This window comes from Candidatus Nitrospira nitrosa (assembly GCF_001458735.1).
GTDB classification, from domain to species: domain Bacteria; phylum Nitrospirota; class Nitrospiria; order Nitrospirales; family Nitrospiraceae; genus Nitrospira_D; species Nitrospira_D nitrosa.
Genome location: NZ_CZQA01000001.1, coordinates 557,215 through 581,508, shown reverse-complemented (window position 1 = coordinate 581,508; position 24,294 = coordinate 557,215). Strand labels below are relative to the sequence as shown.

Below are 24,294 nucleotides of genomic sequence, written 5' to 3'. Positions count from 1 at the left end.
GTGAGCTGGGAGTTGAAAAGGTAAGGGAAAAAGAGGCCTCTAGCTTACGCGGGTTCGTTGAGCCGGATGGTGTAGAGGTAGTGGTACAGTCCCTTGCGTTCCATCAATTGTGCGTGCGTGCCTTCCTCCACCAACTGCCCCTTGTCCAAAACCAGAATTCGGTCGGCGCGTTGGATGGTTGACAACCGGTGGGCGACGACGAAGGTTGTCCGACCTTCCATGAGGCGTTGGAGGGCTTCCTGCACCAACCGCTCCGATTCGGTATCGAGAGATGACGTGGCCTCATCGAGTAAGAGAATACGAGGATTCTTCAAAACGGCTCGAGCGATCGCGATTCGTTGGCGCTGTCCGCCGGACAGATTGACCCCCTTCTCGCCCACCACGGTTTGGTACCCATCCGGCAAGTTTGTGATGAAGTCGTGTGCATGGGCCGCTTGGCTTGCCTCAACCACCGCGGTTTCGTTCGCCTCTCTGTTCCCATAGCGTATGTTGTCGAGGATGGTGCCTCCGAACAAGATGGTTTCTTGTGGCACCAGCGCGATCTGTCGATACCAACTGTCCAGGGTCACATCCCGCAAATCTCGTCCGTCGATGGTCAGGCGTCCCTCTATGGGATCGTAGAACCGATGCAGGAGATTGATCACTGTGGTCTTCCCGGCGCCGGTTGGTCCGACGAAGGCGACCAATTCACCAGGCTTCGCCTCAAACGACAGGTGAGCAAGCACTGGATGACGGGTGTCATAGCTGAAGGTGACGTCTTCCATCCGCACGTGCCCTGCGATTGTCCCGAGCGGCTGCGCGTCTGGTCGATCGTCGATCTCCGGCTTGGCATCCAGAATCTCGAAGACTCGCTGTGTCGCACCTTGAGCTTCCTTGATCTGGGTAAAGATCTTGGCTGCTGAGCTGAAGGGACCAATCAAGATGCCGGCAAAGAGTACAAAGGCGAAGAGATCACCCGGCGTGACCACACCGTCGATGACCTGGCGACCTCCGTACCACAAGACGGCGGTGGCCGATGAGAAGGTCAGCAGGCTGATCACCGGAATGAAGACGGCCATGATGCCGGCTCGACGGAGTGTCTGGTGCAGTGTCTGCTCGACCTGATCAGCAAAACGGGTCCGTTCCCGTTCTGTCTGAACGAAGGACTTGACGATGCGAATGCCGGAAATGACTTCTTCGGTGAGGGTGCTGAGTGCAGCCGTGTGGTCTTGAATCGAGGTCGACAGGGATTTCAGCCGTCGGCCGAACATTTTTGAGACGACCACCAACAACGGGAGCAGGACAAGAATCAGGAGGCAGAGCTGCCAATTCATCAAGAGGAGGAACGTAATGCCGCCGATGAAGGTCACGAGTTGTTTGACCCCGTCGATGGGAGCTTCTGTGACGAGGGATTGAATGACGGTGACATCGGACATCAACCGGGAGAGTAATTCTCCTGTGCGTCGGCGAGCGAAAAAGCTGACCGTCAGCTTTTGGAGATGCCCAAAGAGATGTTTGCGAAAGTCAGCGACGACGGTCTGGGAGACCCAGGCGGTGAGGTAACTATGGCCCATCGAGCAGAGCCCCTGGAGAATCACCAGGCCGAGGAATAGCCCGATGGAGCGCGTCATCTTGTCAGCGTCATGTTGAACGGTGATGACGTCCCAGAGTGTCCCGGCCAGCCGGACCAAGGTGAGGTTGATGAGAGCCACTCCGGTCACGAGAAGTCCGGCCAGTAATAGGCGAGGGACGTAGGGGCGAACGAACGGCAGGAATCGCCGAAAGATCACCATGGCAAGTCAGGTGGTTCGATTGACGGTGACATTGAGTGGTCGTGTCAGCCTTCTTCCACGATATCGGAGCGTGAGGAGGGCAGGGGGTGGTTTGGGCTAGATCTGAACGATTGACTCGATCAGGTTTTTATTGACTGCGACAAAATCCGACTGTTCTTTCTCATTGATGACCACGTCGGTGAGGCTAATGAACAGACGAGCTTCTTCGTTAATCGCGTCGGAGACGCGATTTCGCATTGGGGGTACCAGGAAGTCTCCCACGTAGGTACAACTGACCGTCCGTACGCGGATTCGAACTTTCTTGCCCTTACCCTCGGACACGGCCTTGGCCTCCCGCCATGCAGGCTGAGCTTAGCTTTTCCGGCGAAGGAACTTTTGACGTTGGCGCAATTTCTTGTACTTGTGCTTGCGCATCTTCTTCCGTCGTTTCTTCAAGACGCTTGACATGCTTAGTATCTCCAAAGAAGGGGGAGTCTAAAAGCTTTTTCGGAAAAATGCAAGCTCACGGTACCCTTTTCCCCTATGTTATACTGCCTTTCTTATGTTTGTCCGGCGAACCTGTCTTTCACCAACTCTGCGTATAGGATGGCTTCTGTTGCTGACTTTTCTTGTCACAGGCTGTCCCTCCAAGACGATTCAGTACCCCGCCGAGCACGAGCGGCTGCTTCGCCTTGACCAGGCCCTGGAATCCCTCCGAAGGGCGTATGAGGAGAAGGATCGGGCAGGGTTTCGGGCGATGCTGTCCCCGCTCGATCAGACAGAAGAGTTGCGACGACAAGCGGAGATGGATTTTGAGGCGTTCCATGCGATTACGCTTGAGTTCAAGATCGAGCGGGTCATGTTGGCAAAGGACGCCTTCGATGTGTTGGTCAATTGGCAGGGGACATGGAAAAAAGACGCCAATGACTCGGGCACGCGTCAACGTGGCCATGCCCGATTGCAATGGGTCGGGACACCCTCGATTTTGTTGAGCGGGGCGCAGGGCGACCTGCCCTTCGGGATGCAGACCAAGCAGATGTTGTCCGAGCCGTCCTCTCCATCACGACGATAAACAATGCCGCGATCTGTGCCGGAAGCAGATTTTCTCGTCATCGGCAGCGGAGTGGCCGGACTGCGTGCCGCCTTGGAGCTCTGCCGTGTCGGGCGAGTGATCATGCTCACCAAAGGCCATCCTCTCCAGAGTAATTCGATCTTCGCGCAAGGCGGCGTTGCCGTTGCGTTGAGTGAAGAAGATGATGTCTCCATCCATTTGACGGATACGGTGAAAGCGGGCCATGGGTTGTGTCGTCGAGAAGCGGTTCGTGTGCTGGTGGAAGAAGGGCCGGATCGAATTCAGGAGCTCATCCAATGGGGAGCGAAGTTCGACAAGGCCGGCGGAAAGTTTGCTTTTGCACGGGAAGCCGCTCATAGCCGTAGCCGCATTCTTCGTGCGCGAGGCGACGCCACGGGAAATGAAATGGTCCGAGCCCTCATGGCGCAGGCGGTTCGGCAACAGCGGATCGCCCGCTTGGATTACCACTTTACGGTGGATCTTGTCGTCGAGGGAGGGCGATGTTCCGGCGCGGTGGTTCTTGATGAAAACTCCGGTGAGCAGTTCATTATTCCGGCCAAAGCGGTGGTACTGTCGACCGGTGGCGCCGGCCAGATCTTTGCCCGAACGACGAATCCTCCCAATGCCACGGGCGATGGGATGGCGATGGCCTTTCGTGCAGGGGCGGAACTGCAAGATATGGAATTCGTGCAGTTTCATCCGACATCGCTGTATCTGCCGTCAAGCCCACCGTTCTTGCTGTCGGAGGCCATGCGTGGGGAAGGTGGTCAGCTGCGCAATAATAAGGGCGAGTCCTTTATGACGCGATATCACCCGCTCGGAGTGCTGGCTCCGAGAGATATCGTGGCACGGGCCATCTGGGCGGAAATGGCGGCGACGCGTGCTCGGCATGTCTATCTTGATGTCACGCATCTCGGCGCCGATTTTGTGAAACGTCGCTTTCCCACGATCTATGCAACCTGTCTTCGTCACGATATCGACATTACGGAAGAGTGGATTCCGGTCTCGCCAAGTGCCCACTATATGATGGGAGGGGTCACGACCGACCTCAATGGAGCGACCACATTGCCGGGCTTGTTCGCGGCCGGAGAGGTAGCCTGCAGCGGGGTACACGGGGCCAACCGATTGGCAAGCAACTCATTATTAGAAGGGCTTGTGTTTGGGAGGCGGGCCGGCGCGGCCGCCATCGCATCGGCCGCTCACGGCTCGGTTTCGAATATGATCGAGTCTCGTGAGCCGCTACCACGCGGCCAGGGTGATCGACTCGAGGATGTGGAAAAGGTACGAAACTCTCTGCGCCGGATCATGTGGGGACAGGTCGGGTTGATCCGATCCAGAGAGTCATTAGTGCGAGCTACAGCGCAACTGGCTCGATGGGAACGGATGGTCTCGCGATCCTTTTCAACGAGGGCCGACCTCGAGGTGAAGAACATGGTCCAGGTGGCACGTTGTGTGGCCGAGGCGGCCTTGTGGAGAGAGAACAGTGTGGGTGCTCACTACCGATCCGACTTCCCTGGGACGCGACGTCCTGGATGGAAGGCGCATAGTAGACTGTGTCTCACGGATCGGACTACTGGGCGGGTGGAATCGAGACCTCAGGGGAAACTGGTGCCATTGCGTACTCCGAAGACGGGATGACATGGCCGGTCGACGCCAGGTCATGTGCGAGAAAGGTTCGGTAGTAGCGAAGGACCTTCCTGACATATTGCCGCGTTTCATCGATGGGTGGAAGGGTACGATACCGGTCGACCACGCGCTCTCCGGCATTGTAGGCAGCCAGTGCGAGGGGGAGATTCCCTCGGAATCGATCCAGCAAGTGGCGGAGATACTTGGTTCCCCCGCCGATATTATCCTCCGGATCGTAGAGATCCCGAACATCCAGCTGAAGCGCGGTCTGCGGCATGAGCTGCATCAACCCGATTGCGCCGGACCGTGACACTGCGCGAGGATCAAAATTCGACTCGGCCTTGATCACGGCGCGAATGAGAGCCGGATGGAGTTGATGTTGCCGCGAAAATCGCTTGATCATCGGCTCCAACTCCTGCTCGGATATGACGGGGTGCAGCCGATTCTGGCGGATGTCGACTCGTCGATATCGGACATCAGAAGGGACGTTGGTCAGAGAAATAGTCCCTTTGGAGTCAATATACTGGTAGATCTCCGCGTGTAGGGGTTGAACCCGACCCAGGAAACAGCCGCCAAGCAAGATTGCAGTTGCCAAGACGGTACGCAGGCATGGAGTGACGGACGGGTATCTGTGATTCAGCATGGTCACACGATAGCAGCCTCTAGCGGGCTGTCAAGAAATTGCAGATCTTCTGTTGGTCGGCTTGGGGAAGACCTTGGAAAACTGTACAGATTCAGAAGGTTAGCGCGATGGGGACGGTTCCGAGAATCGGTCTCGAGACTCAATGAACCGTGCGTGTAGCTTGCGGGTCACTGGGCCTGGTGCGCCATTCCCGACGGGCTTGCTGTCGATCGATATCACCGGCATGATTTCCATGCTGGTGTTGGTCAAGAAACACTCATCGGCTTGATAGAGCTGGTCAACAGTAAAATGTCCTTCCTCGATGGGCAGGTGGAGTTCTTGGGCCAATTGAATCACGACTTGTCTGGTGATGCCGTCGAGTAGGCCGCAGTCCAAGGCAGGCGTACTCAAGCGGCGATTCCGGATGAAGAAGAGATTGCTGATCGTGCCTTCGGTGAGGTGGCCCTCCCAATTGAGCAGCAGGCTGTCGAACGCGTTTCCAGCGATGGCCTCTTGCTTGGCCAGGATGTTGTTGAGGAAATTGGTGGTCTTGATTCGCGGTGGGAGCGCACTCGGCAAGTTACGTGTGGTCGACGCGACCATCACGGCGATGCCTTGGTCATAGAGATGTGATGCCGGAGGCACCAGGGGCTTGGTCATCACGACGACGGTCGGTGAGGGACACAGGGCCGGATCCAGCCCAATGTCTCCGACTCCACGCGACAGGGTGATTCGCACATAGGCGTCTTGTTGATCGGTTCCCACCTCGTTGCGTACCAGAGATTCCTGAAGAATGTCGGCCCACCGTGCGAGCGGAATCGGAACCCTCAAGCCGATGGCATCGGCGGACTGAAACAGTCGTGATAGATGGCGGTCTCGCATGAAGAGGCGAGGACCATACGAGCGCATCGTTTCAAAGACTCCGTCGCCGTAGAGAAATCCATGATCAAAGACGGAGATGACGGCTTCGTGGTCTTGCACAAATCGATCGTTCAAGTAGATCCACATCGTGCTACCCAAACGCGCTGAAAAAAGCCTGGGCTTTATGAATGGTTTCTTCGTACTCGCGTGCCGGGTCGGAATCGGCCACAATTCCGGCGCCGACTTGAAGATATCCAGTGCCTTGTATCATCGTGAGCGTACGAATCAAGATATTGAAGTCAAGGTCGCCGCTCCAGCTGAGATACCCCATGGAACCGGTATAGGGACCGCGGCGGACCGGTTCCAATTCCTCAATGATCTCCATACAGCGGATCTTCGGAACGCCAGTGATCGTGCCTCCCGGAAACATGGCTCGCAGTAGATCGAACCCGGTTGCCTGCTCCGTGAGCGTGCCGGCGATATGAGACACTAAATGGCTGACATGCGAATACTGCTCCAAGGTCATGACTTCATCGACTTGGAGGCTCCCAAACCGGCAGACACGACCGAGATCGTTTCGCTCGAGATCGACTAACATAATATGTTCCGCGCGCTCCTTCTCATTGGCCCGCAGTTCCCCGACGAGTTGTCGATCTTCGAGCGATGTTTTCCCTCGGGGCCTGGTTCCTGCGATTGGCCTGGTATCGGCTCGACGCCCATCAAGGCGAACAAGGCGCTCGGGTGAAGAGCTGATGAGCCGGACGGTATCGAGCCGGAGTACTCCTGAAAAGGGCGAGGGGTTCAGGGTCCGTAGGCGACGATAGGCGGAGAGATCGGCTTGTAGCTGTCCTTGCCGGAGTGCCGCGCAATTGACGGCGAAGCGGTGTGAGAGATTTGCTTGGTAGATGTCACCGGCGGCGATGTAATCCTGGCACCGGCGGACACTCTGCATATAGGCGGATTGTTCCTGCTCCGGTGTAAAGGTCAGGAGGCCTAGATCGTCTGGATGGGTATCGCCGGTATCTGGCTGCGTCAAGAGGGCTTCGAATGCAGCAAGCCGGTCCCTTCCTTCGCGGAGTAATTGTTCTCGCGACTCTCCTAAAAATCGTGTCAGTGGCGGACAGAACATCAGTATCAGACGGTTCTGCTCGTGGTCGACCGCTGCGACGAGATCAAAAAATGCGAATTCCAAGTCAGGAACGGTGGGATGAGATGAGGCGAGTGACGGTAATGTCTCGAATTGGCGAACGAGGTCATAGCTGAGGTAACCCACGGCCCCTCCGAAAAACGGAGGAGCGTCGGGCGGGCGAGCGATGTGCTGGTCGGCAAATAGTTGAGCCAACCGCTGAAAGGGAACCAATTGTGAGGTTCCGTACCTTCCTGCCGGTTGTTCGACCAGGTGACTGCCCATTCCGGACAGCCGATAATAGGGGTCTGAAGAAAGGTACGAATATCGCCCCATCGATCGTCCACCGCCACTTTCCAATAGAAAAGACGGTTGCCTGGTCGAAGCGATGTGTGCATACAGTGCCAAGGGGGTCGTCGGTGGGCAGGGACAAGTGACGATAAGCGGTGCAGGGGGCCCATGCAAAAACTTTGATGATGTAGCTTGTCGCATGGGTTGGGGGTGCCTCGATCAGTACTGCAAAATAACGTCGGCTCACTATACCGCAGAGATTTCTAGGGAGATAGATGGCTAACGGCTTGACATTACAAGCAGACCTTTGCTTAAATTGCACGCCCATCAACGGCAGAGTTGTGACTGCGTGCTCCGCCTCCCATGGGTTTCAGAATGGCCCCTCCACAAGATCCCTTATATGCGGGGCTCGGCCAAGCGATTAGGATCGCAACTGATCTGCTTGCGGCCTTGATTGTGGGGGGAGCACTAGGGTGGGTTTGTGATACGTATGTGTTGGACTCGACCCCATGGGGTATGATCATCGGGCTTCTGATGGGGATCGTCGCAGGGATGAGGAATGCGTATCGGTCGGTCCAACGGTGGCCGAAGACCGAGCGTCCAGAGTAAAGATTCCATAACTACAACCTAAAGGACTGACGAGAATATCGTGGAAGAAAGCCCCCTTCATCAATTTGAGCTTCAGAATTGGGTTCCGATTTCGCTCGGTGGATTCGATATTTCCATCAATAAGGCCGTTGTCTTTATGTGGATCGTCGTGCTGGTTGCGGCGGTGCTCATGGTCATGGCAGGGTCTGCCAGGAAGCTGGTCCCAGGAAAATTGCAGAGTTTGGCGGAGATGATGGTGGATTTCATTCGCAGTATGATCTTGGACACGATGGGGAAGGAGGGAATGCGGTTTTTCCCTCTGGTCGCCACCCTCTTCGTGTTTATCCTCTTCAGTAATCTGATCGGGTTGATTCCTGGTAGCTACACAGTGACGAGCCAAATTATTGTCACAGCCGTTTTCTCTTTCGTGGTCTATGGGTTGAGCCTGGTCATAGGGTTCATGTTACACGGTGCGAAGTTCCTCGGAATCCTAGTTCCTCCTGGGACGCCCGGATGGTTAGTGCCCTTGATGATTCCGATTGAGATTATTAGCCAGATAGCTCGGCCGGTTTCGCTGGCAGTTCGGTTATTTGCCAATATGACAGCGGGACATGTGATGCTCGCGGTGTTGTTCAGCCTCACGATCGGCGGCGGGGTGCTGATCGGATGGTTACCCTTTGCGTTTACGGTTGCCATCTATGGATTGGAATTCGGTATCGCATTTATTCAAGCCTACATTTTCAGTATCCTGACCTGCGTCTACCTGGGTGACGCATTTCATTTACATGGCCACGATGAGCACGCGCATTAGCGCATGCCAGTTTAGACAAGAGAGGAGTAAGACATAATGGATTCAGCAGCAGCAGGGTTAATCGGTATGGGATGTGCCGCGGCAGGGTTTGCCGGAGCGGGTGTCGGTATCGGGTTCATCTTTGGAAAGATGATCGAGGTCGTGGCACGTCAGCCTGAGGCGGAAGCGCGCGTCACGAAGTATATGTGGATCGGTTTCGCATTGGTGGAAGCCATTGCGCTCTACGGCCTGGTCATTGCCTTTATCATCATGGGATTCCGTAAATAACTAGGGAGCGTTAACCGTTACTCGTTAACCGTTTATCGAGAGGTCATTCTCGTCTGACGTTTCACGTGTAACGTTTTACGAACGCGTGTATGCCACAGTTTGAATCGCACTTTTTCTCGTCCCTGATTTTCTGGGAAGTTGTATCCTTCGGCATTTTATTATTCATCCTGTATAAGTATGCATTCCCAGGGATCCTCAGCGTCCTTGAAGAACGAGAAAAGAAAATTAAGGACAGTCTCGATCAGGCTGACCGTCACCGAACAGAGGCCGAAAGCCGACTGAAGGACTATGAGGCGAAGCTCAGTGCAGCCGGTAAGGAAGCGGAGGCCATCCTCGCAGCGGCAAAAGAACGAGCACAGCGGCTGCTTGATGAAAACGAGCAACGGTTGACCACTGACGCTGAGCGGATCAAAGGCGATGCCACGAGAGAAATCGAACAAGAACGGCGTAAGGCCCTTCAGGACATCCGTACCCAGACCACGGAATTGGCGCTCATGGTTGCGGAAAAGGTTGTGCAGCGGAGTTTGACCGACGCTGATCAACGGAAGTTCGCCGACGAAGCGCTTGAAGCCCTCTCTCGATCACAACAGCGCTAATCTGCCCGTATCGGGATTTTCAGGGGGTGTCAGCTCAGGCTGATTCCCCCTGGCCGATACCCATCAAGATCTACCGTCACAAACTTAAATCCCAGTTCTTTCAGCTGTGTAGTGATTCGTGTGCGCCGAGCCGGCTCAATGATCCAGGGGAGGTCGCCGGGGGCGACTTCAATTCTGGCGATCTCGCCGTGGTTTCTGACTCGAAAATGGCGCAGCCCCTCGCGTTGAAGCATGGCCTCGGCTTCTTCCACTCGGCTCAGTTTTTCCAGTGTGATTGGCATTCCACGTGGGATTCGTGACGAGAGGCAGGCTGCTGCAGGCTTGTCCCAGTTCGAGAGACCGAGTTCCTTGGCCAAGATGCGGATGTCGGATTTTGACAGCTCAGCCTCGACAAGCGGGCTCCGGACGCCCAATCCCCGTGCCGCTTTCATACCAGGGCGGTCATCCCCCAGGTCATCCAGATTGGTGCCATCCACGACATACGCGGCGTTCTTTGATTGTCGGACATTGCCGAGCAGCTGATATAAATCTGTTTTGCAGTGAAAGCACCGGCTGGCGTCATTCTTGACGAAATCCTCAATGGTCAATTGGTCAGTTTGCACCAGTTCATGCCGGGCGCCAATTTCTTGAGCGACTCGCTTGGCGGCTTCAAGTTCCAGTAATGGGAATGTCGGCGAGACGGCTGTGATGCCGATCGCGTTTTCCCCAAGTTGGTCATGCGCAACCTTCAGTACAAAGGTGCTGTCGATTCCACCGGAGTAGGCGACAACCACAGAACCCAAATCTGTGAGTACGGTTCGAAGTCGAAGAAGTTTGTCTTGGAGCCCAGCCACTTGCATAGGTGCTTCGTTCCTAACGTCGCGCATACATCACGATGATTTTTACGCGCCCGGCTAGTGACGGACTTTCGCTTTGGTAATGTTCCCCACTACCACAAGGGCGTAAAGCTGAGGGTTGAGGTATTGTTTGGCCACACGCTGCACGTCATCTTTTGTGACGCGGTCAATCCATTTGGGGTATTGGCTGAAGTAGTCGAATCCGAGGCCGAAAAACTCCACCTGTCCCAAGACTTGAGCCAACTTCGCCGTGGAATCCAGTCGTAACGGGAAACTCCCCATCAAAAACGACTTGGCTTCGGCTAGTTCGTGGTCGGTCACCGGTGCCTCACGGATTGCTTTCATCTCAGCTAAGACGCTGCTGATAGCCTGGTTGGTGGTCTCAGTGCGAGTCTGGAGGCTGATCCAGAATGATCCCGGCATGGCTCTCGCGTCATAGTGGCTCGTGATGCCGTAGGCAAGTCCCTGCTTGTCACGAATGGAATCCATCAGACGCGATGAAAATCCACCGGCTCCTAGAACATGATTCATGACGGTAACCGCATAGAAGTCAGGGTTCGTTCGGGTAATTCCAGAATGACCCAACATAATAGTAGACTGAGTTAGGTCTTTTTCGATGAATTGGACGGCCTTCTTCTCGACGCTGGGGGGTTTTCTGACGGGCCGAGGTTGTGCAAGGCCTTTCTTCCAAGACCCGAAATGTAGCTGAACGAGCGACGTCGCTTGTTCGACCGTCACGTCACCAACGATGGTCAGGATGACTTGGTTAGGGAGGTATTCTCTTGCGTAGAAGCCTTGGATATCGGACAAGGTGATCTTGTTGAGGGTCTCCTCGGTTCCCTGTACCGGCCAGCGGTAGGGGTGAGTCTGATAGACCAGTTGGTTGAAGGCTTTCATCGCCACATGGCCGGGATCATCGTTGTCGCTCGCGATTTCACCATGGATCTGTGATCGAACCCGTTCAAATTCCTGTTTAGGAAATGCCGGACGTTGAAGGATATCGGCAAGAAGCGTAAACCCCAGGTCAATATCCTTTCTCAGAATACGGGCCGACGCGGTCGTGAAGTCTTCACTGGCTTGCGCGCCGAGTGATCCCCCGACAAAGTCGATCTGTTCGGCGAGTTGCTTGGACGATCGTGATGTCGTGCCCTCATCGAGCAGGCTGGCTACGAGATTGGCAACACCTGCCTTCTCCGGAGGATCCTGCGATGAGCCGGCTTTGATGAGCGCATGGAGTTCCACGATGGGAAGGAAATGTTGTTCCAACACGACGACCGTCATCCCATTCGGCGCGGTGAACTTAACAGGTGCGAGGTCGGCAGCGGCCGCTCCCTGGGGAATACTCATCGACAATGTGGCACAGAAAGCCCAGTACATTGGTTGGAAAAGTGAACGCACTCGAGCGAGTCGGGAGCGCGAATGAGAGTATCCCGCAGGGCATGCAGTGTGAGTCATGGTGTCCTAGGACTTTCCATCATGGGTCGATGAGGAAGGCGATTCGGGGGGCTTTGCTGGTAAGGGGATGAGAATCCCTGTCGTCCGACTGTCAGGAGTCAAATACTGCTTCGCGACACGTTGAATATCTTGGGCCGTGACCGCACGGATATGCTCAACAAACTGATTGATACGTCGCCACCCTGCGCCGACGGTCTCTGCTTGTCCCATGAGCATGGCATGGCGAAAATTCGAGTCTTGCTCAAACACGCGCGACGCTTCCACCTGATTCTTGGCTCGTTGGAGTTCCAGCTCCGATGGGAGCTCATTCTGAAGACGCAAGACCTCTCGTTGGAGCGCTTCTTCTACAGCCTCGACCTTCGTTCCAGGATTGACCACCGCATAAAAATAGAAGAGGCCGGGGTCGGTTTGCAGCAAACTATAGTCTGCACCGACTGCAAGCGCCATTTTCTGGTCATAGACCAGACTCTGGTAGAGGCGGGAGCTCTTCCCATGCGAAAGGATCGACTCAAGGAGGTCCAGGGCGTAGCTGTCGTCGCTTGAATAGTTGGGGATGCGAAACCCTGTCATCACAAACGGAACCTGGGCTTCCCGCTTGAGGAGAAACCGACGTTCGCCGCGCTGTTCCGGCTCGGGCGGCAGAACGTGTTTCGGCGATGGGCCTCTGGGGATCGGCTCAAACAAGCGTTTGATCGTGGGGAGTAGCGAGTCGGTTTTGATATCGCCCACCACGATCAACGTGGCGTTGTTGGGGGAATAAAAGGTGTCATAGTGGCGCTGTAAGTCTTCGATCGCCATCGCATCGAGGTCTGCGAACCAGCCGATCACCGGCCAATGATAGGGATGGCTCATGAAGACTTGGGCGAACAAGGCTTCGACCAAGGCACCTTGCGGGTCATCCTCGGACCGCAAACGGCGTTCTTCTTTCACGACGTCGCGCTCAGTCTGGAACTCACTGTGATCGAGGAGCAACCCCTGCATCCGGTCGGCCTCTAGTTCCAAGGCAAGCCCGACACGGTCGGCCGCCACATTTTCAAAATAGGCGGTGAAATCCTGTCCGGTAAAGGCGTTGTCGATCCCACCATTCTTTCGGATAATTCGGGAAAACGAGCCTTTGGGATACCGGGCCGTGCCTTTGAACATCATGTGTTCAAGCATATGCGAGAGTCCCGCGCGACCCATGACTTCATTACGGGAGCCCACCTTGTACCAGACCTGGACCGTAGCCACTGGGGCTTTCGGGACCTCGATCAGCAGCACCTTCATACCGTTGGTGAGGATGTACTCGTTAGGGTCGGCTCCCATGGAGATGGAACGGTCGCCCAGGATTAGGAGAATCCCTGCCAGGGAGGCAAACCAAATGCGTGTGATAATCGGCCTGATCATGATGGATGTTGGATGGAGCATGCTAACAACGAGTTTCAATAGCTGTCAAGGTAACGGGAGGTTGGTTACCGGAGACGTCACCAAGTTGTCCGCAGGCGCCATACACGTCGCGCCCGCGACTCTGGCGGACATACACATCGAGTCCCGCCTTACGGAGATCGGATTGAAAACGAAGCACGTCCTTGTCGGACGGACGATGAAAGCGACTTCCAGGGAACTCGTTAAATGGGATCAGATTGACTTTGCAGCGCAAGGGTTTTAGCAACTGCACGAGGCGCCGAGCATCGACTGGAAGATCGTTGACATTGGCCAGCAGGACGTACTCGAACGTCAACCGTTGGTGAGGGGCAAGTGGGTACCGTCGACAAGCAGCCAGGAGCGATTTGAGGGACGCGATATTACTGGCGGCAGGCATCAGGTCTCGACGTTGTTCTTCCGTAGTGGCATTCAGAGAGACGGCGAGATTCACGCCCATCGCCGCGACGTCGGAAAGGCGGGAAGCCAGGCCGGCTGTCGAGACGGTAATGCGTCTCCGCGACCACCCCAGGCCCCACAGTTTGTTCGTGAGACCAGCGACGGCGGCCTTGAGTGTCTCCACATTGGCGAGGGGTTCTCCCATTCCCATGAAAACGAGATTCGTGATGCGTTCATCAGATGTCAGGAGGTCTTGGGAGGTCAGGACTTGGTCGATGACCTCATGGAGCTTGAGGTTACGTTTCAGTCCCATCTGTCCGGTGAGGCAGAACCCACAGTCCAACATGCATCCTACCTGTGTCGACACGCAGAGGGTCAGCCTGCTGTCGTCAGGGATCAGTACGGATTCGACCGACATTCCGTCTTCGAGTGTCAAGAGTACTTTACGTGTTCCATCTTGAGATTGGAGAACGCTCACCTGTGTCGAGCGACCGATGGAGGCGGATTGCGAGAGTGCGACTCGATCCTGCATCGGCAGATCGGTCATGTCCATGATCGTTCGAAGACGTCGTTGGTATAACCAGCGCAGGATTTGTGTGGCTCGATACGCAGGCCAGCGTTGTGTGCGGACAAACCGGGCCATCTGAAGTTCGGTGAGGGCCAAAAGATGAACCGATGCGTTGACCATATGTTCCCTGCCTTGGATGAGCAGCCTACCATAGCTCATGTCACCCCGCATATGATTCGGGTCACTCACCGACCCGCAATTCTTTTTCCATTGGAGGTGGCTCTGTATATAATAGGAACGGGTGGGTTGTGATGGGTGACTATGAGAAACCATAATGTATCGGCCATCGTCGGCATCTGTGTGACGTTGCTCAGTGTGTTCGTGCCGTCGCGTGACGCGCACACCGCGCAGGTTGCCGCGCTGGACCAACCGAATACCGAGAGCTGTGCCTCTCCCGAGGAGTGTTTTCTGGCAGCGGTTTGGCCAAGGGAACGACTGGGGAATGTCTTGACGAAGGACCAAGTCCTTGCACTGAAACTGGAGCGGCTCCGGAAGGTCATGGAAGGGGGGGCGGCGTCGCTCTGGGCTAAGAGGGCCGGGTTACTCTCCGGCGTGATTCTGACGGATCGTAATCCTGCTGCCGCGCTGCCGTATCTTCGAGCTGCACAGCAAGACTTTCCGGTCCTCGACGATTACATCCGATTCTGGATCGGCGAGGCGCACTTACGCTCGGGGGAGGTCAAGGAGGCTGCGGCGATGTTCGAAGGAGTGCCGCAAGCGGTCCCCGATTCCAACTTGCTCAACTTGGCCGCGCTCCGTGCCGGGGAAGCCTGGTACCGAGCTGCCAGTTGCCCCGAGGCCATCTCTTGGTCTCTGAAGGCAGTGAGTGGAAATGATAAAGACCCTCAAGTCGCGCAGGCCTGGCTGCGATTAGCCTCGTGTTATCTCCGTGAAAATCAATTGACCGAAGCCCGAGACACGTTGAAGCAGCTCTGGGTGAAGTTTCCGCAAACGAAAGAAGCCAAGGAGGCGGAGGCGTTATTGGCGAGCAACGGCGGAGGCACGTCGTGGAGTGTATCTCCTGACCTGCACTATGAGCGTGCCCAGGCATTTCTGGCACAGTCCCTTCATTCGGAAGCGATTGATGAACTCAAGAAGTTCATGACCCTCGATCCGTCCTCTCCGCAACGCTCGGATGCCAAACTCAAATTGGGGATTGCACAGGTTCGACTCAAGACCTACGACCAGGCGCGCGACACATTCTCTGCGCTGAGTGAGGATCAAGGGCCTCGGGGGGATGAGGCGACGGTTTGGCTGGGGAGAGTCTACCTCCGCCAGGGGTTGGGGGAGAAGCTGTTGGATTTGTGTCGTACGCTGTCCAAGCGGACTTTGACGCCGGAACAGAAAGGACAGATCAACCTGTTCGCTGGAATCTGGCTGGAGGATCAAGCTCGCTTCGACGAAGCAGCTGAACGATATCGGCATGTTGCCAAGATGGGTGACCCTGCTTCTCAACGAATTGAGGCGCAGTGGCGGGAAGGGTGGTTGTTGTATCGAACGGAGCGCCAACGGGAAGCGATCCGTGTGTGGCAACAGATTATCGATCAAAAAGACAGCGACATTGAACCGCAAGCGCTCTACTGGATTGCGCGCGCCCACGGGCAGCTTGGGGATACCAAGGCGAAAGATCTGTTTGTGCAAGTCTGTCAACGGTTCCCGTACACCTACTATTGTCAGATGGCACGTGAGCAGGGGAACATACCGGTGCTTCCACGGCCGGAACAGGAGTCGACCGTTTCACCTGTGTCAGCCGTCCAACCCGTTTTTGAAGCCGCTCACGCACCGACACCGGAGAGCCAGGTGACGAATCGGACACAGATCGAACAACAATCGGCCTTCCGGCGGGCGATTGAATTGAGACTGCTTGGCCGAGAGCAAGATGCCGCGAGGGAGCTGAGCGCCTTGACGGATCGGTATAGTCGAGAGCCTGAAGTGTTAGCAGCATTATCCATCATGCTGAATGAAGTCGGCGCGTACCATCATGCGTTGCGCCTCGTGCGATCGCGATTCCGAGAGAAATTAGAGCGGACCGGGGGAACAATCGCCGACGGCTTGTGGAATGTGGCCTATCCAACCGGATTGATCCCGACGATTAAAGTGTCGGCAACCAACGGGGTTGACCCCTTTCTGGTTGCGGCCATCATCCGAGAGGAAAGCCAGTATGATTGGAAGGCGGTTTCCCGCGTCGGTGCCATCGGCTTGATGCAAGTGATGCCGACCACGGCCACGGCCGTTGCGCAGCAACATCATCTGCCAAACGTGACTCGAGAGGATCTCTTCGATCAAGAAATCAACATTCGGATCGGTGTGCGGTATGTGGAACAGCTCCTGGCACAGTTTTCCGGCAATATCGTCCAAGCGATCGCAGCGTACAACGCCGGTCCGGTTGTCGTGGGGACTTGGGCGGAGACGTATCGCGGTCGAAGTGAAGATGAGTTCGTAGAACTGATTCAGTACCAAGAGACCCGGCAATACGTCAAACGGGTGCTCCGTAGTTACAAGGAGTATCTCCGCTTATACGGTGCCCCCAAAACCGTTTCTTGACAGGATCTTGTGAAATTTTTATAGTGCGCCACACTCTGTTGTGGCCTCTAACCAAGAGGGGATGATTATGTCGCTGGATCGAATGGATGCGCTCGAAACGCGAATTCGTGACCTGGTCAAGCTCGTTCAAGAGCTCAAACGAAAGAACGGACTCTTGGAGGAAGAACTCAAGGCGGCTCGCCAGCAGTTGGCCCAGCAGGATGACGTGAATCGCAGATGGGAAGTGGAGCGAACTGATATCAAGACGCGAATCGAAAAAGTCATGAGCGAGATTGAGCTGCTCGAGTGTATCGAGGATCCAAGGGAGGTGGCCATTGACTAAGACCATCGATGTGGAAATTTATGGTCACCGCTATGCCATCACCGGAGACAGCGATGATGCCTATGTCCGTCGGCTGGCTCATTTTGTCGACGACCATATGAAGCACCTCGCGGAGGGAATGAAGACCACGACACCCTCGAAACTAGCCGTGCTCACCGCGATTAATTTAGCTCACCAACTCTTCGAGTCCGAGAAGAAGCGGGTTCAGGGCGAGGCCGATGTCGAACGGCGGATGGTGACCTTAATGGAATCGATCGAGGAGCAGATGCCGTCGTCGCTCTTCCGATAGCGGTGATTCGCCTTGCTTTCAAAGAGTCCCTTTGTTATCGTGTAGATATGTCAGTATCGGTGGATGAGGTAAGGGCATAGCGTTGAACCGTTGAATGACTTGGAAATACGTGTCAAGAAAGCCACAGGCAGTGTTGTTCTGAAGGGATACGAAGTGTTTGTTCAAGGGGTGTGCAATTTGCGGATCGTGGATAGTCGATCATGCCGGTTCACCTTAGGACGGGCAGATGCGCAAGGCGCACTACGATCACGGCAAATGCCGGCCGGACAGGGGGATGATCCAGCGTCTAGAGCTGTGTTGTTCGCCGCCTCGTGTGGTTGACTGAGGAGTGCGAGGCAAAGGCAAACAGCGGAACCCGGCAGGTTAGGAAGTTGTATCCTGATGAATGCCTGTACTTCCAAGTGAAGCGATTTCTCGTCTCCTAAGCCCTTCCTTCGTCATCACCGCACATGTCCGAATCGTGTCCGTTGTCTGTGACGTGCCATGGTGTGTCCGTCTCGATCCAAGCGGATCTGACCGGGCGAAATTTAAGAAGGGGGTGACTCCCATTTCTACTGAAACGATTGTGTCCATCATACTTTCTCTGATCGTCGGCGCTGTAGTCGGGGCGGGTGTATTTGAGCTGTTCCGACGCCGTGTGACGGGAGCCAAACAGGCTGAGGCGGAAGAACTCGCGAAGCAGGTTGTCCAGAATGCACAGCGAGAAGCGGAGAATGTGCTTAAGGAAGCCAGGTTTGAGGCCAAGGATCTTGCGTTTAAGGCCAAGTCCGAGTTCGAACAAGAGCAAAAGGCGAAGCTAGGTGAACTATCAGGAGTGGAAAAGCGGCTCATCCAGCGGGAAGGTGTGTTGGATGGAAAATTGACGGCCGTAGAAAAGCGCGAGAGCGAAGCCCGGAAGCGCGAACAGGATTTCGCAAAACGGGAGGAAGGCTTGGCGGCGAAAGAGACTGCCTGCGCCAAGGCGGAGCGTGAGCACCGTGAGGCCTTGGAGCGTGTGGCAGGCATGACGGCGGAAGAAGCCAAGAAACAACTGATCGTCGAGATGGAGTCGCAGGCGAAACTGGATGCCGTGGGGATTGCCAAGCGGACCATTGAAGAGGCCCGCGAGAATGCCGAACGCGAGGCGCGGGAAATCATTACCTCATCGATTCAACGCGTGGTTCGTGACTATGTTTCGGAGTCGACGATTTCTGTCGTCCCGATTCCGAATGATGCGATGAAGGGGCGGATCATTGGCCGTGAGGGGCGCAATATTCGCGCCTTGGAAGCGGCGACAGGCATTGACCTCATCATTGATGAAACGCCTGAAGCCGTGATTATTTCCGGGTTTGATCCGTTGCGGCGCGAGATTGCAAAAGTATCCTTGGAACGCCTGATGCATGATGGACGCATCCATCCCACGCGTATCGAGGAGATCGTTGAAAAGGTTAAGGTCGACATCGACAAGTTGATGTATGAGGAGGCCGAGAAAATCATCTTTGAACTGGGTCTCTCCGATTTTAACCCGGAGTTGATAAAAGTCTTGGGTCGCTTGAAATATCGAACGAGCTACGGCCAGAACAATCTCTATCACGCCCGTGAAGCCTCCTACATCTGCGGCATCATGGCGTCGGAATTGGGCCTTGATGTTAAGTTGGCTCGGCGGGGGGCACTTCTTCATGATATCGGCAAAGCCGTCAGTCATGAAGAGGAGGGGCCGCATGCCATGCTGGGGGCTGAGATTGCCAAGAAATACGGAGAATCGGCAAAAATCGTCAATGCCATCGCGGCGCACCATGAGCAAGTGGAGCCGATTTGTCCGGAGAGTGTATTAGTGGCGGCGGCTGAGGCCTTATCGGCCGCACGTCCGGGCGCAAGGCGTGAGGCACTTGAGTCGTATGTGAAGCGGCTGGAGAAATTAGAATCGCTCGCAACCGGGCACAAAGGCGTCCAGAAGGCGTACGCCATCCAAGCAGGGCGTGAAATTCGGGTCATTGTCCGACAGGAAGATATTACGGATTCTGAGTCCTTTCAGCTGTCGCGTGAGCTGGCGAAGAAGATCGAACAGGAGTTGACCTATCCGGGGCAAATCAAGGTGACGGTCATTCGGGAAAGCCGATACGTGGAATACGCCAAATGAAGGTGTTATGCATCGGCGATGTCATGGGAGAGCCGGGCCGTCGAACGCTTGCCCGCATGGTGCCTCGGCTGGTGGCCCAGCGCCAGATCGATGCGGTGATTGCCAACGGCGAGAACGTCGCGGGGGGGTTCGGAATTACACGGGAGTTGGCGGAGGAACTCTTTGAAACGGGCGTGTCGGTCATTACGACCGGCAATCACGCGTGGGATAAAAAAGAGGCGGTTGAATATTTCTCTCGTGAACCGCGTCTATTACGACCGGGAAACTATCCTCCGGGAGTCCCGGGAAATGGCAGCGTGGTCTTCGAGACGGCAAGTGGAGAACGGCTCGCCGTCCTTCAACTGATGGGGCGGGTCTACATGCCGACGCTCGACTGTCCGTTTCAAGCAGCCAAGCGTGAGTTGTCACGGTTGAAACGAGAGACATCGGCCATTGTTGTCGATATGCATGCGGAGACCACGTCTGAAAAAATGGCGATGGGGCATTTTCTGGATGGAGAGGTGACGGCCGTCGTTGGAACACATACTCATGTGCAAACGGCCGATGAACAGATCCTTCCGAAAGGCACCGCCTATATCACGGATATTGGAATGACGGGACCGCTTCATTCAGTCATCGGGGTCAAAAAGGAACTCGCCATCGAGAAGTTCTTGACCGGCATGCCCAAGCGCTTTGAGGTCGCCTCAGGGCCTTCGGTGTTTTGTGCCGTCTTGCTCGAACTGGATGTGCGTTTGGGCAAGGCCGTGGCGTTCGAACGGATTCGCCAGATTGATTAAACGAAGCGTTACCCGATGGTTCACGTGTCGCTAGCTGCTTCCTGATCACTCTGAGTGCCTCACGGGTTTCATGAGAAGAGGACTCACTCATACCAAACCGTCTTCATCTCTTTTCCCTCTCGATTCGCCCTCGAGACAGGTGCTGACAGTCTCAGAACTGACGGCCATGGTGCGGGCCTCCCTCGAGACGTCCTTTTCGGAGGTGTGGCTTGAGGGGGAAATCTCGAACCTCCGGGCACCAGGGTCTGGGCATCTGTATTGTACCCTGAAGGATCAGACGAGTCAGATTCGCGCGGTGATCTTTCGATCAACCGCCCTTCGATTGCGGTTTGGCCTGGAGGACGGTCTCCATGTCATCGTGCGTGGGCGAGTGTCGGTCTATGAACCGCGGGGGGAATATCAGCTCATTTTGGATCATGTTGAGCCGAGAGGGCTGGGCGCCCTTCAGTTGGCCTTGGAGCAACTGAAGCGCCGCCTGGAAGACGAGGGGCTCTTCGATGTCACCAGGAAACGATCACTTCCGGCATTGCCACGGACCGTTGGTCTTGTGACCTCAGCCACTGGGGCGGCGGTTCGAGACATGATGGCGGTCCTACATCGTCGATGTCCCATCGTGCGCATTATTCTCGTGCCGGTCTCAGTACAGGGCGACGGATCGGCGGAACAGATCGTGGCTGCGATTGACGCGTTGAATCAACTGGAGGCCGTCGATGTCATCATCGTCGGGCGAGGCGGCGGGTCATTGGAAGATCTATGGAGCTTCAACGAAGAGATTGTCGTACGGGCAGTCGCCTGCTCAGCGGTGCCTATCGTATCAGCCGTCGGACATGAGACGGATGTGACGCTGACCGACTTTGCCGCAGATGTCCGAGCCCCAACACCCTCTGCCGCTGCCGAACTGGTCGTTCCGGTCTTAGCGGAGCTGGTCGAACGACTAGAGTTGCTCGTCACGCGCGCTCGGCAAGCTATCACCGCGCAGTGCGTGGAGCAGCATCAGCGCCTTGATCTTGTGTTGGCCGAGATGGGCCACATTCGGCTACGGATTCTCAAAGAAGCCCAGCGAGTGGATGAGGCCGTGGCTGATCTGCGAGAAGCGACACAGGCCACGCTAAGGAGTGCGATGGTCGATGCCCAAGCATGGACGCAAGCGTTGATGTCGCAGAATCCGGTCTTCCGCGTGCATCGGGATTTGGGGATTATTCCACAGTTGCGGTCGCGTTTAGCTGCGGCGATGGATCATGTCGTGACGCAGAAAATGCAACTGACACGCGGCACCCTCTGGAGATTGAATGGGCTGAGTCCGCTTGCGATTCTGGAACGTGGATATGCCATTCTTGAAATGGTGCCGAGCCGTCAGGTCATACGAGGTGTTGAGCAGGTGGCTGTTGGAGATGAGGTGGTGGCCCGTCTGACCAATGGGCAGGTTCGTTGTACGGTGAATGACGTCACGTCGAATCCATCGGTTTAAAATCGTACCGGGGCTTCGCTATAATGAACGCTCTTGAAGGGAGAAGGTTGTGGCTGGGGTGAAATTTGAACAGGCGATGGCTCGATTGGAAGTCATCGTGGGGGAGTTGGAAAAAGGCGATCTGCCCCTCGATGAATCGTTGAAGATTTTTGAGGAGGGTATTCGACTGTCGAAGAGTTGCCTCAAAGTATTGGAAGAGGCCGAACGAAAGGTCGAAGTGCTCGTCCAGGATAAGAATGGGAAGAAGCAGCTGCGGGCGTTCACCTCGGATGACATTGATGTCGTCGGCTCTGCCGAAGAGTCCTAGTCAGTTGTTCCGCTGATCCGCGATTCCTTTTTGATCTTCCCCTCTCGACCGCATGGCGACACGAGCGCGACGCGAGAAACATAGATGTGACCAGGTGTTGACGGCTCAGGGCCTCGTCCAGAGTCGTGATGCCGCCGTGCGGATGATTCTGGCGGGAAAGGTCAAGAGCGACGGAGTGCTTGTCGATAAACCCTCCAGGCTGATCCCTATCGATGCCTCCATCGAGATTGCCGGAGAGGACCAGCCGTTTGTCGGCCGCGGTGGGGAGAAACTCGACGCGGCGCTGGACGCAGGGACGATCAATCCACAGGGGTGGGTGTGTCTCGACGTCGGTTGTTCGACGGGCGGGTTCACAGACTGTCTGCTCCAACGGGGAGCGATGAAGGTCTACGCCGTCGATGTGGGCTATGGGCAATTTGACTGGCGGCTCCGTCATGACCCGAGGGTTGTGCTGCTTGAGCGGACCAATATCCGCTATATGGAGCGCTCCGCCGTTCCAGACCCGATTCAGCTGGTCGTCATCGATGTCTCCTTTATCTCATTGACGAAGGTCCTGCCGGCCATCACGCAGTTTCTCCGACCACAGGGTCAGGTCGTCGCCTTGATCAAGCCGCAGTTTGAAGTCGGCAAAGGTCAGGTTGGTCGGGGGGGGATCGTACGGGATGAGGGACAGCGAACGGAGGTTGTTCAGCGAGTGATACGATTTGCTGAGGAGCTGGGGTTACGGACTCTGACTACCGTTCTCTCCGCCGTCAAAGGAAAGAAGGGGAATCAGGAGATATTCGCAATCTTTGAGTACAATGCGCCGATTCATGATATGTAAGGAGCATCGGTAACGGAGAGTATTGATTCAGGAGGGCCAATGAAAGTACTCGTCACGGGTGGTGCAGGATTTATCGGATCTCATGTGGTGGATCGACTGATCGAGGAGGGGCATCAAGTTGTCATCGTCGACAATCTGGTGACCGGAAAGCGCAAGAATGTCAATCGCGCCGCCAGTCTCTATAAAACCGACATTACCAGCTGGCGCCTCGAACGGATCTTTCGCAATGAACGGCCCAATATCGTGCTGCATCTTGCGGCGCAAGTCAGTGTGCGCAATTCTGTGGCCGATCCGGTCTTTGATGCGCAGGTGAATGTGCTGGGTACCATGAACGTATTGCAACAAGCGGTCCGATACGGGTGCCGAAAAGTGGTGTTCTCCTCATCCGGCGGGGCGATTTACGGAGAACAAGAGGCCTTTCCGGCCCCTGAATCGCACGTCACCAACCCCTTGTCGCCCTATGGGATCAGCAAACTGTGCGGCGAACATTACTTATCGTACTTCCAGCGAGTCGGCGGGATCCCAGTGGTCAGCCTTCGCTACGCCAATGTCTATGGACCGAGACAAGATCCAGAAGGCGAGGCGGGTGTGGTGGCGATCTTCATTCAAAAGATGTTGAACGGGGAACAGCCCATCATCAACGGCAATGGCCGTCAAACCAGAGATTTTGTGTTCGTTGAAGATGTGGCCGAGGCCAATCTGGCCGCCATGGGTCAGGATGCGCATGGAGTCTATAACGTCGGCACCGGCGCTGAAACATCCGTGAACGAGTTATTCCGCATGCTGGCTGGATTAACCGGGTCAAGTGCCAAGGAAGTTCATGGGCCGGCCAAAGCCGGCGAGCAGATCCGGAGCGTCGTGGACGCGGCGAGAATCAAACAAGAGCTCGGGTGGGAGGCCAAGATGGACCTCGCAGAGGGGCTCAAGCAGACGGTGGAATTCTTCCAAGGAAAAGTTCAATAACCAGTCATCCCATGTACACGGAACGTCGGTCACTCGAAGCCCTTGCCGCGTTGAGCGAGGGGGGCCAGTGGCGGGCGTTCCTATTGTGATCAGTACCGGGGGACAGTCCCATCCACTTGGATCGACCAGGCATCGATCCCACCGATCAAATTCTTCACGTTGGAAAATCCCTGTTGAAGCAGGAATCCGGTCGCATCGCCGCTGCGCATACCATGATGGCAGTACGCGATAATCTCGGTGTCCCTATCCAATTTGGACAGTGACTGGGGTAACGTGCCGAGTGGAATCAGCACCGAGTTATCCAGTCTGGCCAACTGGTTCTCCCAGGGCTCGCGGACGTCCAAGAGTACCAACTGATCCCCTTTATCGATCCGAGCCTTCAGCTCTTTTGGTGTAATCGTAAAACTCATGTG

25 protein-coding genes and 1 pseudogene are annotated in these 24,294 nt (G+C 55.7%); 15 read left to right on the top strand and 11 right to left on the bottom strand.

Translation table 11 applies throughout. The features are described 5' to 3' along the window. Nucleotides 1-44 precede the first annotated feature (44 nt). The 3 genes and pseudogenes from COMA1_RS02780 to COMA1_RS22105 all read right to left on the bottom strand — a co-directional run. The gene (locus tag COMA1_RS02780; protein ID WP_090743447.1) at nucleotides 45-1,772 is read right to left on the bottom strand and encodes an ABC transporter ATP-binding protein; all 1,728 of its coding nucleotides are present in this window, start codon (nucleotides 1,770-1,772) and stop codon (nucleotides 45-47) included. Between the two features lie 96 nt (nucleotides 1,773-1,868). Then, nucleotides 1,869-2,093: a DUF6812 domain-containing protein gene (locus COMA1_RS20545; RefSeq protein ID WP_141654195.1), complete on the bottom strand. Its 225-nt coding sequence runs from the start codon at nucleotides 2,091-2,093 to the stop codon at nucleotides 1,869-1,871. A 68-nt stretch (nucleotides 2,094-2,161) separates the two neighbouring features. Beyond that, nucleotides 2,162-2,219, bottom strand: a pseudogene (locus COMA1_RS22105) (AURKAIP1/COX24 domain-containing protein); the annotation flags it as partial. A 148-nt stretch (nucleotides 2,220-2,367) separates the two neighbouring features. Between COMA1_RS22105 and COMA1_RS02770 the strand changes: the two are divergent. Both COMA1_RS02770 and nadB read left to right on the top strand, forming a co-directional pair. Beyond that, on the top strand, nucleotides 2,368-2,823 hold the full coding sequence (locus tag COMA1_RS02770) for a hypothetical protein (protein WP_090743445.1): 456 nt from the start codon (nucleotides 2,368-2,370) through the stop codon (nucleotides 2,821-2,823). A gap of 3 nt (nucleotides 2,824-2,826) precedes the next feature. Then, nucleotides 2,827-4,461 (top strand): L-aspartate oxidase, encoded by a 1,635-nt coding sequence (gene nadB / locus COMA1_RS02765; protein ID WP_090743442.1) that lies wholly within the window; start codon nucleotides 2,827-2,829, stop codon nucleotides 4,459-4,461. On the opposite strand, the gene COMA1_RS02760 is transcribed toward nadB, so the two are convergent. From COMA1_RS02760 to COMA1_RS02750, 3 genes are all read right to left on the bottom strand, one after another. After that, a complete protein-coding gene (locus COMA1_RS02760; protein WP_090743439.1) occupies nucleotides 4,394-5,092 on the bottom strand; it encodes a lytic transglycosylase domain-containing protein in 699 nt (232 codons plus the stop codon). The genes nadB and COMA1_RS02760 overlap by 68 nt on opposite strands. A 99-nt stretch (nucleotides 5,093-5,191) precedes the next feature. Further along, complete coding sequence (locus COMA1_RS02755; protein ID WP_176697803.1) at nucleotides 5,192-6,067, bottom strand: aminotransferase class IV; 876 nt, start codon at nucleotides 6,065-6,067, stop codon at nucleotides 5,192-5,194. 16 nt (nucleotides 6,068-6,083) lie between these two features. Next, entirely contained in the window at nucleotides 6,084-7,550 is a 1,467-nt protein-coding gene (locus COMA1_RS02750; RefSeq protein ID WP_090743433.1) for an anthranilate synthase component I family protein, read from the bottom strand. Nucleotides 7,551-7,724: 174 nt separating this feature from the next. Here COMA1_RS02750 and COMA1_RS02745 point away from each other — a divergent pair, with 174 nt between their 5' ends. The 4 genes from COMA1_RS02745 to atpF all read left to right on the top strand — a co-directional run bounded on the left by COMA1_RS02745 (nucleotide 7,725) and on the right by atpF (nucleotide 9,611). Next, nucleotides 7,725-7,958 carry an AtpZ/AtpI family protein gene (locus tag COMA1_RS02745; protein ID WP_176697802.1) on the top strand — a complete coding sequence of 78 codons (234 nt, stop codon included), beginning with the start codon at nucleotides 7,725-7,727 and terminating at the stop codon, nucleotides 7,956-7,958. 40 nt (nucleotides 7,959-7,998) lie between these two features. Beyond that, complete coding sequence (locus tag COMA1_RS02740; protein WP_090743427.1) at nucleotides 7,999-8,748, top strand: F0F1 ATP synthase subunit A; 750 nt, start codon at nucleotides 7,999-8,001, stop codon at nucleotides 8,746-8,748. A gap of 36 nt (nucleotides 8,749-8,784) precedes the next feature. Further along, a complete protein-coding gene (gene atpE, locus COMA1_RS02735) occupies nucleotides 8,785-9,015 on the top strand; it encodes an ATP synthase F0 subunit C (protein ID WP_086424598.1) in 231 nt (76 codons plus the stop codon). A gap of 89 nt (nucleotides 9,016-9,104) precedes the next feature. After that, complete coding sequence (gene atpF / locus COMA1_RS02730; protein WP_090743424.1) at nucleotides 9,105-9,611, top strand: F0F1 ATP synthase subunit B; 507 nt, start codon at nucleotides 9,105-9,107, stop codon at nucleotides 9,609-9,611. Nucleotides 9,612-9,640: 29 nt separating this feature from the next. Here the strand turns inward: atpF and larE are convergent, their stop codons facing one another. The 4 genes from larE to rlmN form a co-directional block, all read right to left on the bottom strand. Then, nucleotides 9,641-10,477 (bottom strand): ATP-dependent sacrificial sulfur transferase LarE, encoded by an 837-nt coding sequence (gene larE, locus COMA1_RS02725; RefSeq protein WP_245630818.1) that lies wholly within the window; start codon nucleotides 10,475-10,477, stop codon nucleotides 9,641-9,643. A gap of 27 nt (nucleotides 10,478-10,504) precedes the next feature. Next, nucleotides 10,505-11,794 (bottom strand): M16 family metallopeptidase, encoded by a 1,290-nt coding sequence (locus COMA1_RS02720; RefSeq protein WP_176697801.1) that lies wholly within the window; start codon nucleotides 11,792-11,794, stop codon nucleotides 10,505-10,507. Between the two features lie 114 nt (nucleotides 11,795-11,908). Next, a complete protein-coding gene (locus tag COMA1_RS02715; RefSeq protein ID WP_245630817.1) occupies nucleotides 11,909-13,288 on the bottom strand; it encodes a M16 family metallopeptidase in 1,380 nt (459 codons plus the stop codon). A gap of 22 nt (nucleotides 13,289-13,310) precedes the next feature. Further along, on the bottom strand, nucleotides 13,311-14,390 hold the full coding sequence (gene rlmN, locus COMA1_RS02710; protein WP_176697800.1) for a dual-specificity RNA methyltransferase RlmN: 1,080 nt from the start codon (nucleotides 14,388-14,390) through the stop codon (nucleotides 13,311-13,313). Nucleotides 14,391-14,531: 141 nt separating this feature from the next. Here rlmN and COMA1_RS02705 point away from each other — a divergent pair, with 141 nt between their 5' ends. From COMA1_RS02705 to COMA1_RS02665, 9 genes are all read left to right on the top strand, one after another. After that, nucleotides 14,532-16,814 carry a transglycosylase SLT domain-containing protein gene (locus COMA1_RS02705; protein ID WP_090743409.1) on the top strand — a complete coding sequence of 761 codons (2,283 nt, stop codon included), beginning with the start codon at nucleotides 14,532-14,534 and terminating at the stop codon, nucleotides 16,812-16,814. Between the two features lie 67 nt (nucleotides 16,815-16,881). After that, on the top strand, nucleotides 16,882-17,136 hold the full coding sequence (locus tag COMA1_RS02700; protein WP_090743406.1) for a hypothetical protein: 255 nt from the start codon (nucleotides 16,882-16,884) through the stop codon (nucleotides 17,134-17,136). Beyond that, complete coding sequence (locus COMA1_RS02695) at nucleotides 17,129-17,425, top strand: cell division protein ZapA (protein ID WP_176697799.1); 297 nt, start codon at nucleotides 17,129-17,131, stop codon at nucleotides 17,423-17,425. The genes COMA1_RS02700 and COMA1_RS02695 overlap by 8 nt, the downstream gene beginning before the upstream one ends. Before the next feature lie 385 nt (nucleotides 17,426-17,810). Beyond that, nucleotides 17,811-19,544, top strand: coding sequence for a ribonuclease Y (gene rny / locus COMA1_RS02690; protein ID WP_176697798.1), 1,734 nt, complete (start codon nucleotides 17,811-17,813; stop codon nucleotides 19,542-19,544). Further along, the gene (locus COMA1_RS02685) at nucleotides 19,541-20,320 is read left to right on the top strand and encodes a TIGR00282 family metallophosphoesterase (protein ID WP_090743400.1); all 780 of its coding nucleotides are present in this window, start codon (nucleotides 19,541-19,543) and stop codon (nucleotides 20,318-20,320) included. Before rny ends, COMA1_RS02685 begins: the two co-directional genes overlap by 4 nt. 139 nt (nucleotides 20,321-20,459) lie before the next feature. Continuing rightward, entirely contained in the window at nucleotides 20,460-21,788 is a 1,329-nt protein-coding gene (xseA, locus tag COMA1_RS02680) for an exodeoxyribonuclease VII large subunit (RefSeq protein WP_176697797.1), read from the top strand. Between the two features lie 49 nt (nucleotides 21,789-21,837). Further along, entirely contained in the window at nucleotides 21,838-22,095 is a 258-nt protein-coding gene (gene xseB / locus COMA1_RS02675) for an exodeoxyribonuclease VII small subunit (RefSeq protein ID WP_090743394.1), read from the top strand. Nucleotides 22,096-22,189: 94 nt separating this feature from the next. Further along, a complete protein-coding gene (locus tag COMA1_RS02670) occupies nucleotides 22,190-22,918 on the top strand; it encodes a TlyA family RNA methyltransferase (RefSeq protein ID WP_245630816.1) in 729 nt (242 codons plus the stop codon). A gap of 39 nt (nucleotides 22,919-22,957) precedes the next feature. Beyond that, nucleotides 22,958-23,881, top strand: a complete 924-nt coding sequence (locus COMA1_RS02665) for an SDR family oxidoreductase (RefSeq protein WP_090743388.1) — start codon at nucleotides 22,958-22,960, stop codon at nucleotides 23,879-23,881. Nucleotides 23,882-23,970: 89 nt separating this feature from the next. Here COMA1_RS02665 and COMA1_RS02660 read toward each other — a convergent pair whose 3' ends face one another. Then, on the bottom strand, nucleotides 23,971-24,291 hold the full coding sequence (locus COMA1_RS02660; protein ID WP_090743386.1) for a rhodanese-like domain-containing protein: 321 nt from the start codon (nucleotides 24,289-24,291) through the stop codon (nucleotides 23,971-23,973). Nucleotides 24,292-24,294: the final 3 nt, after the last annotated feature.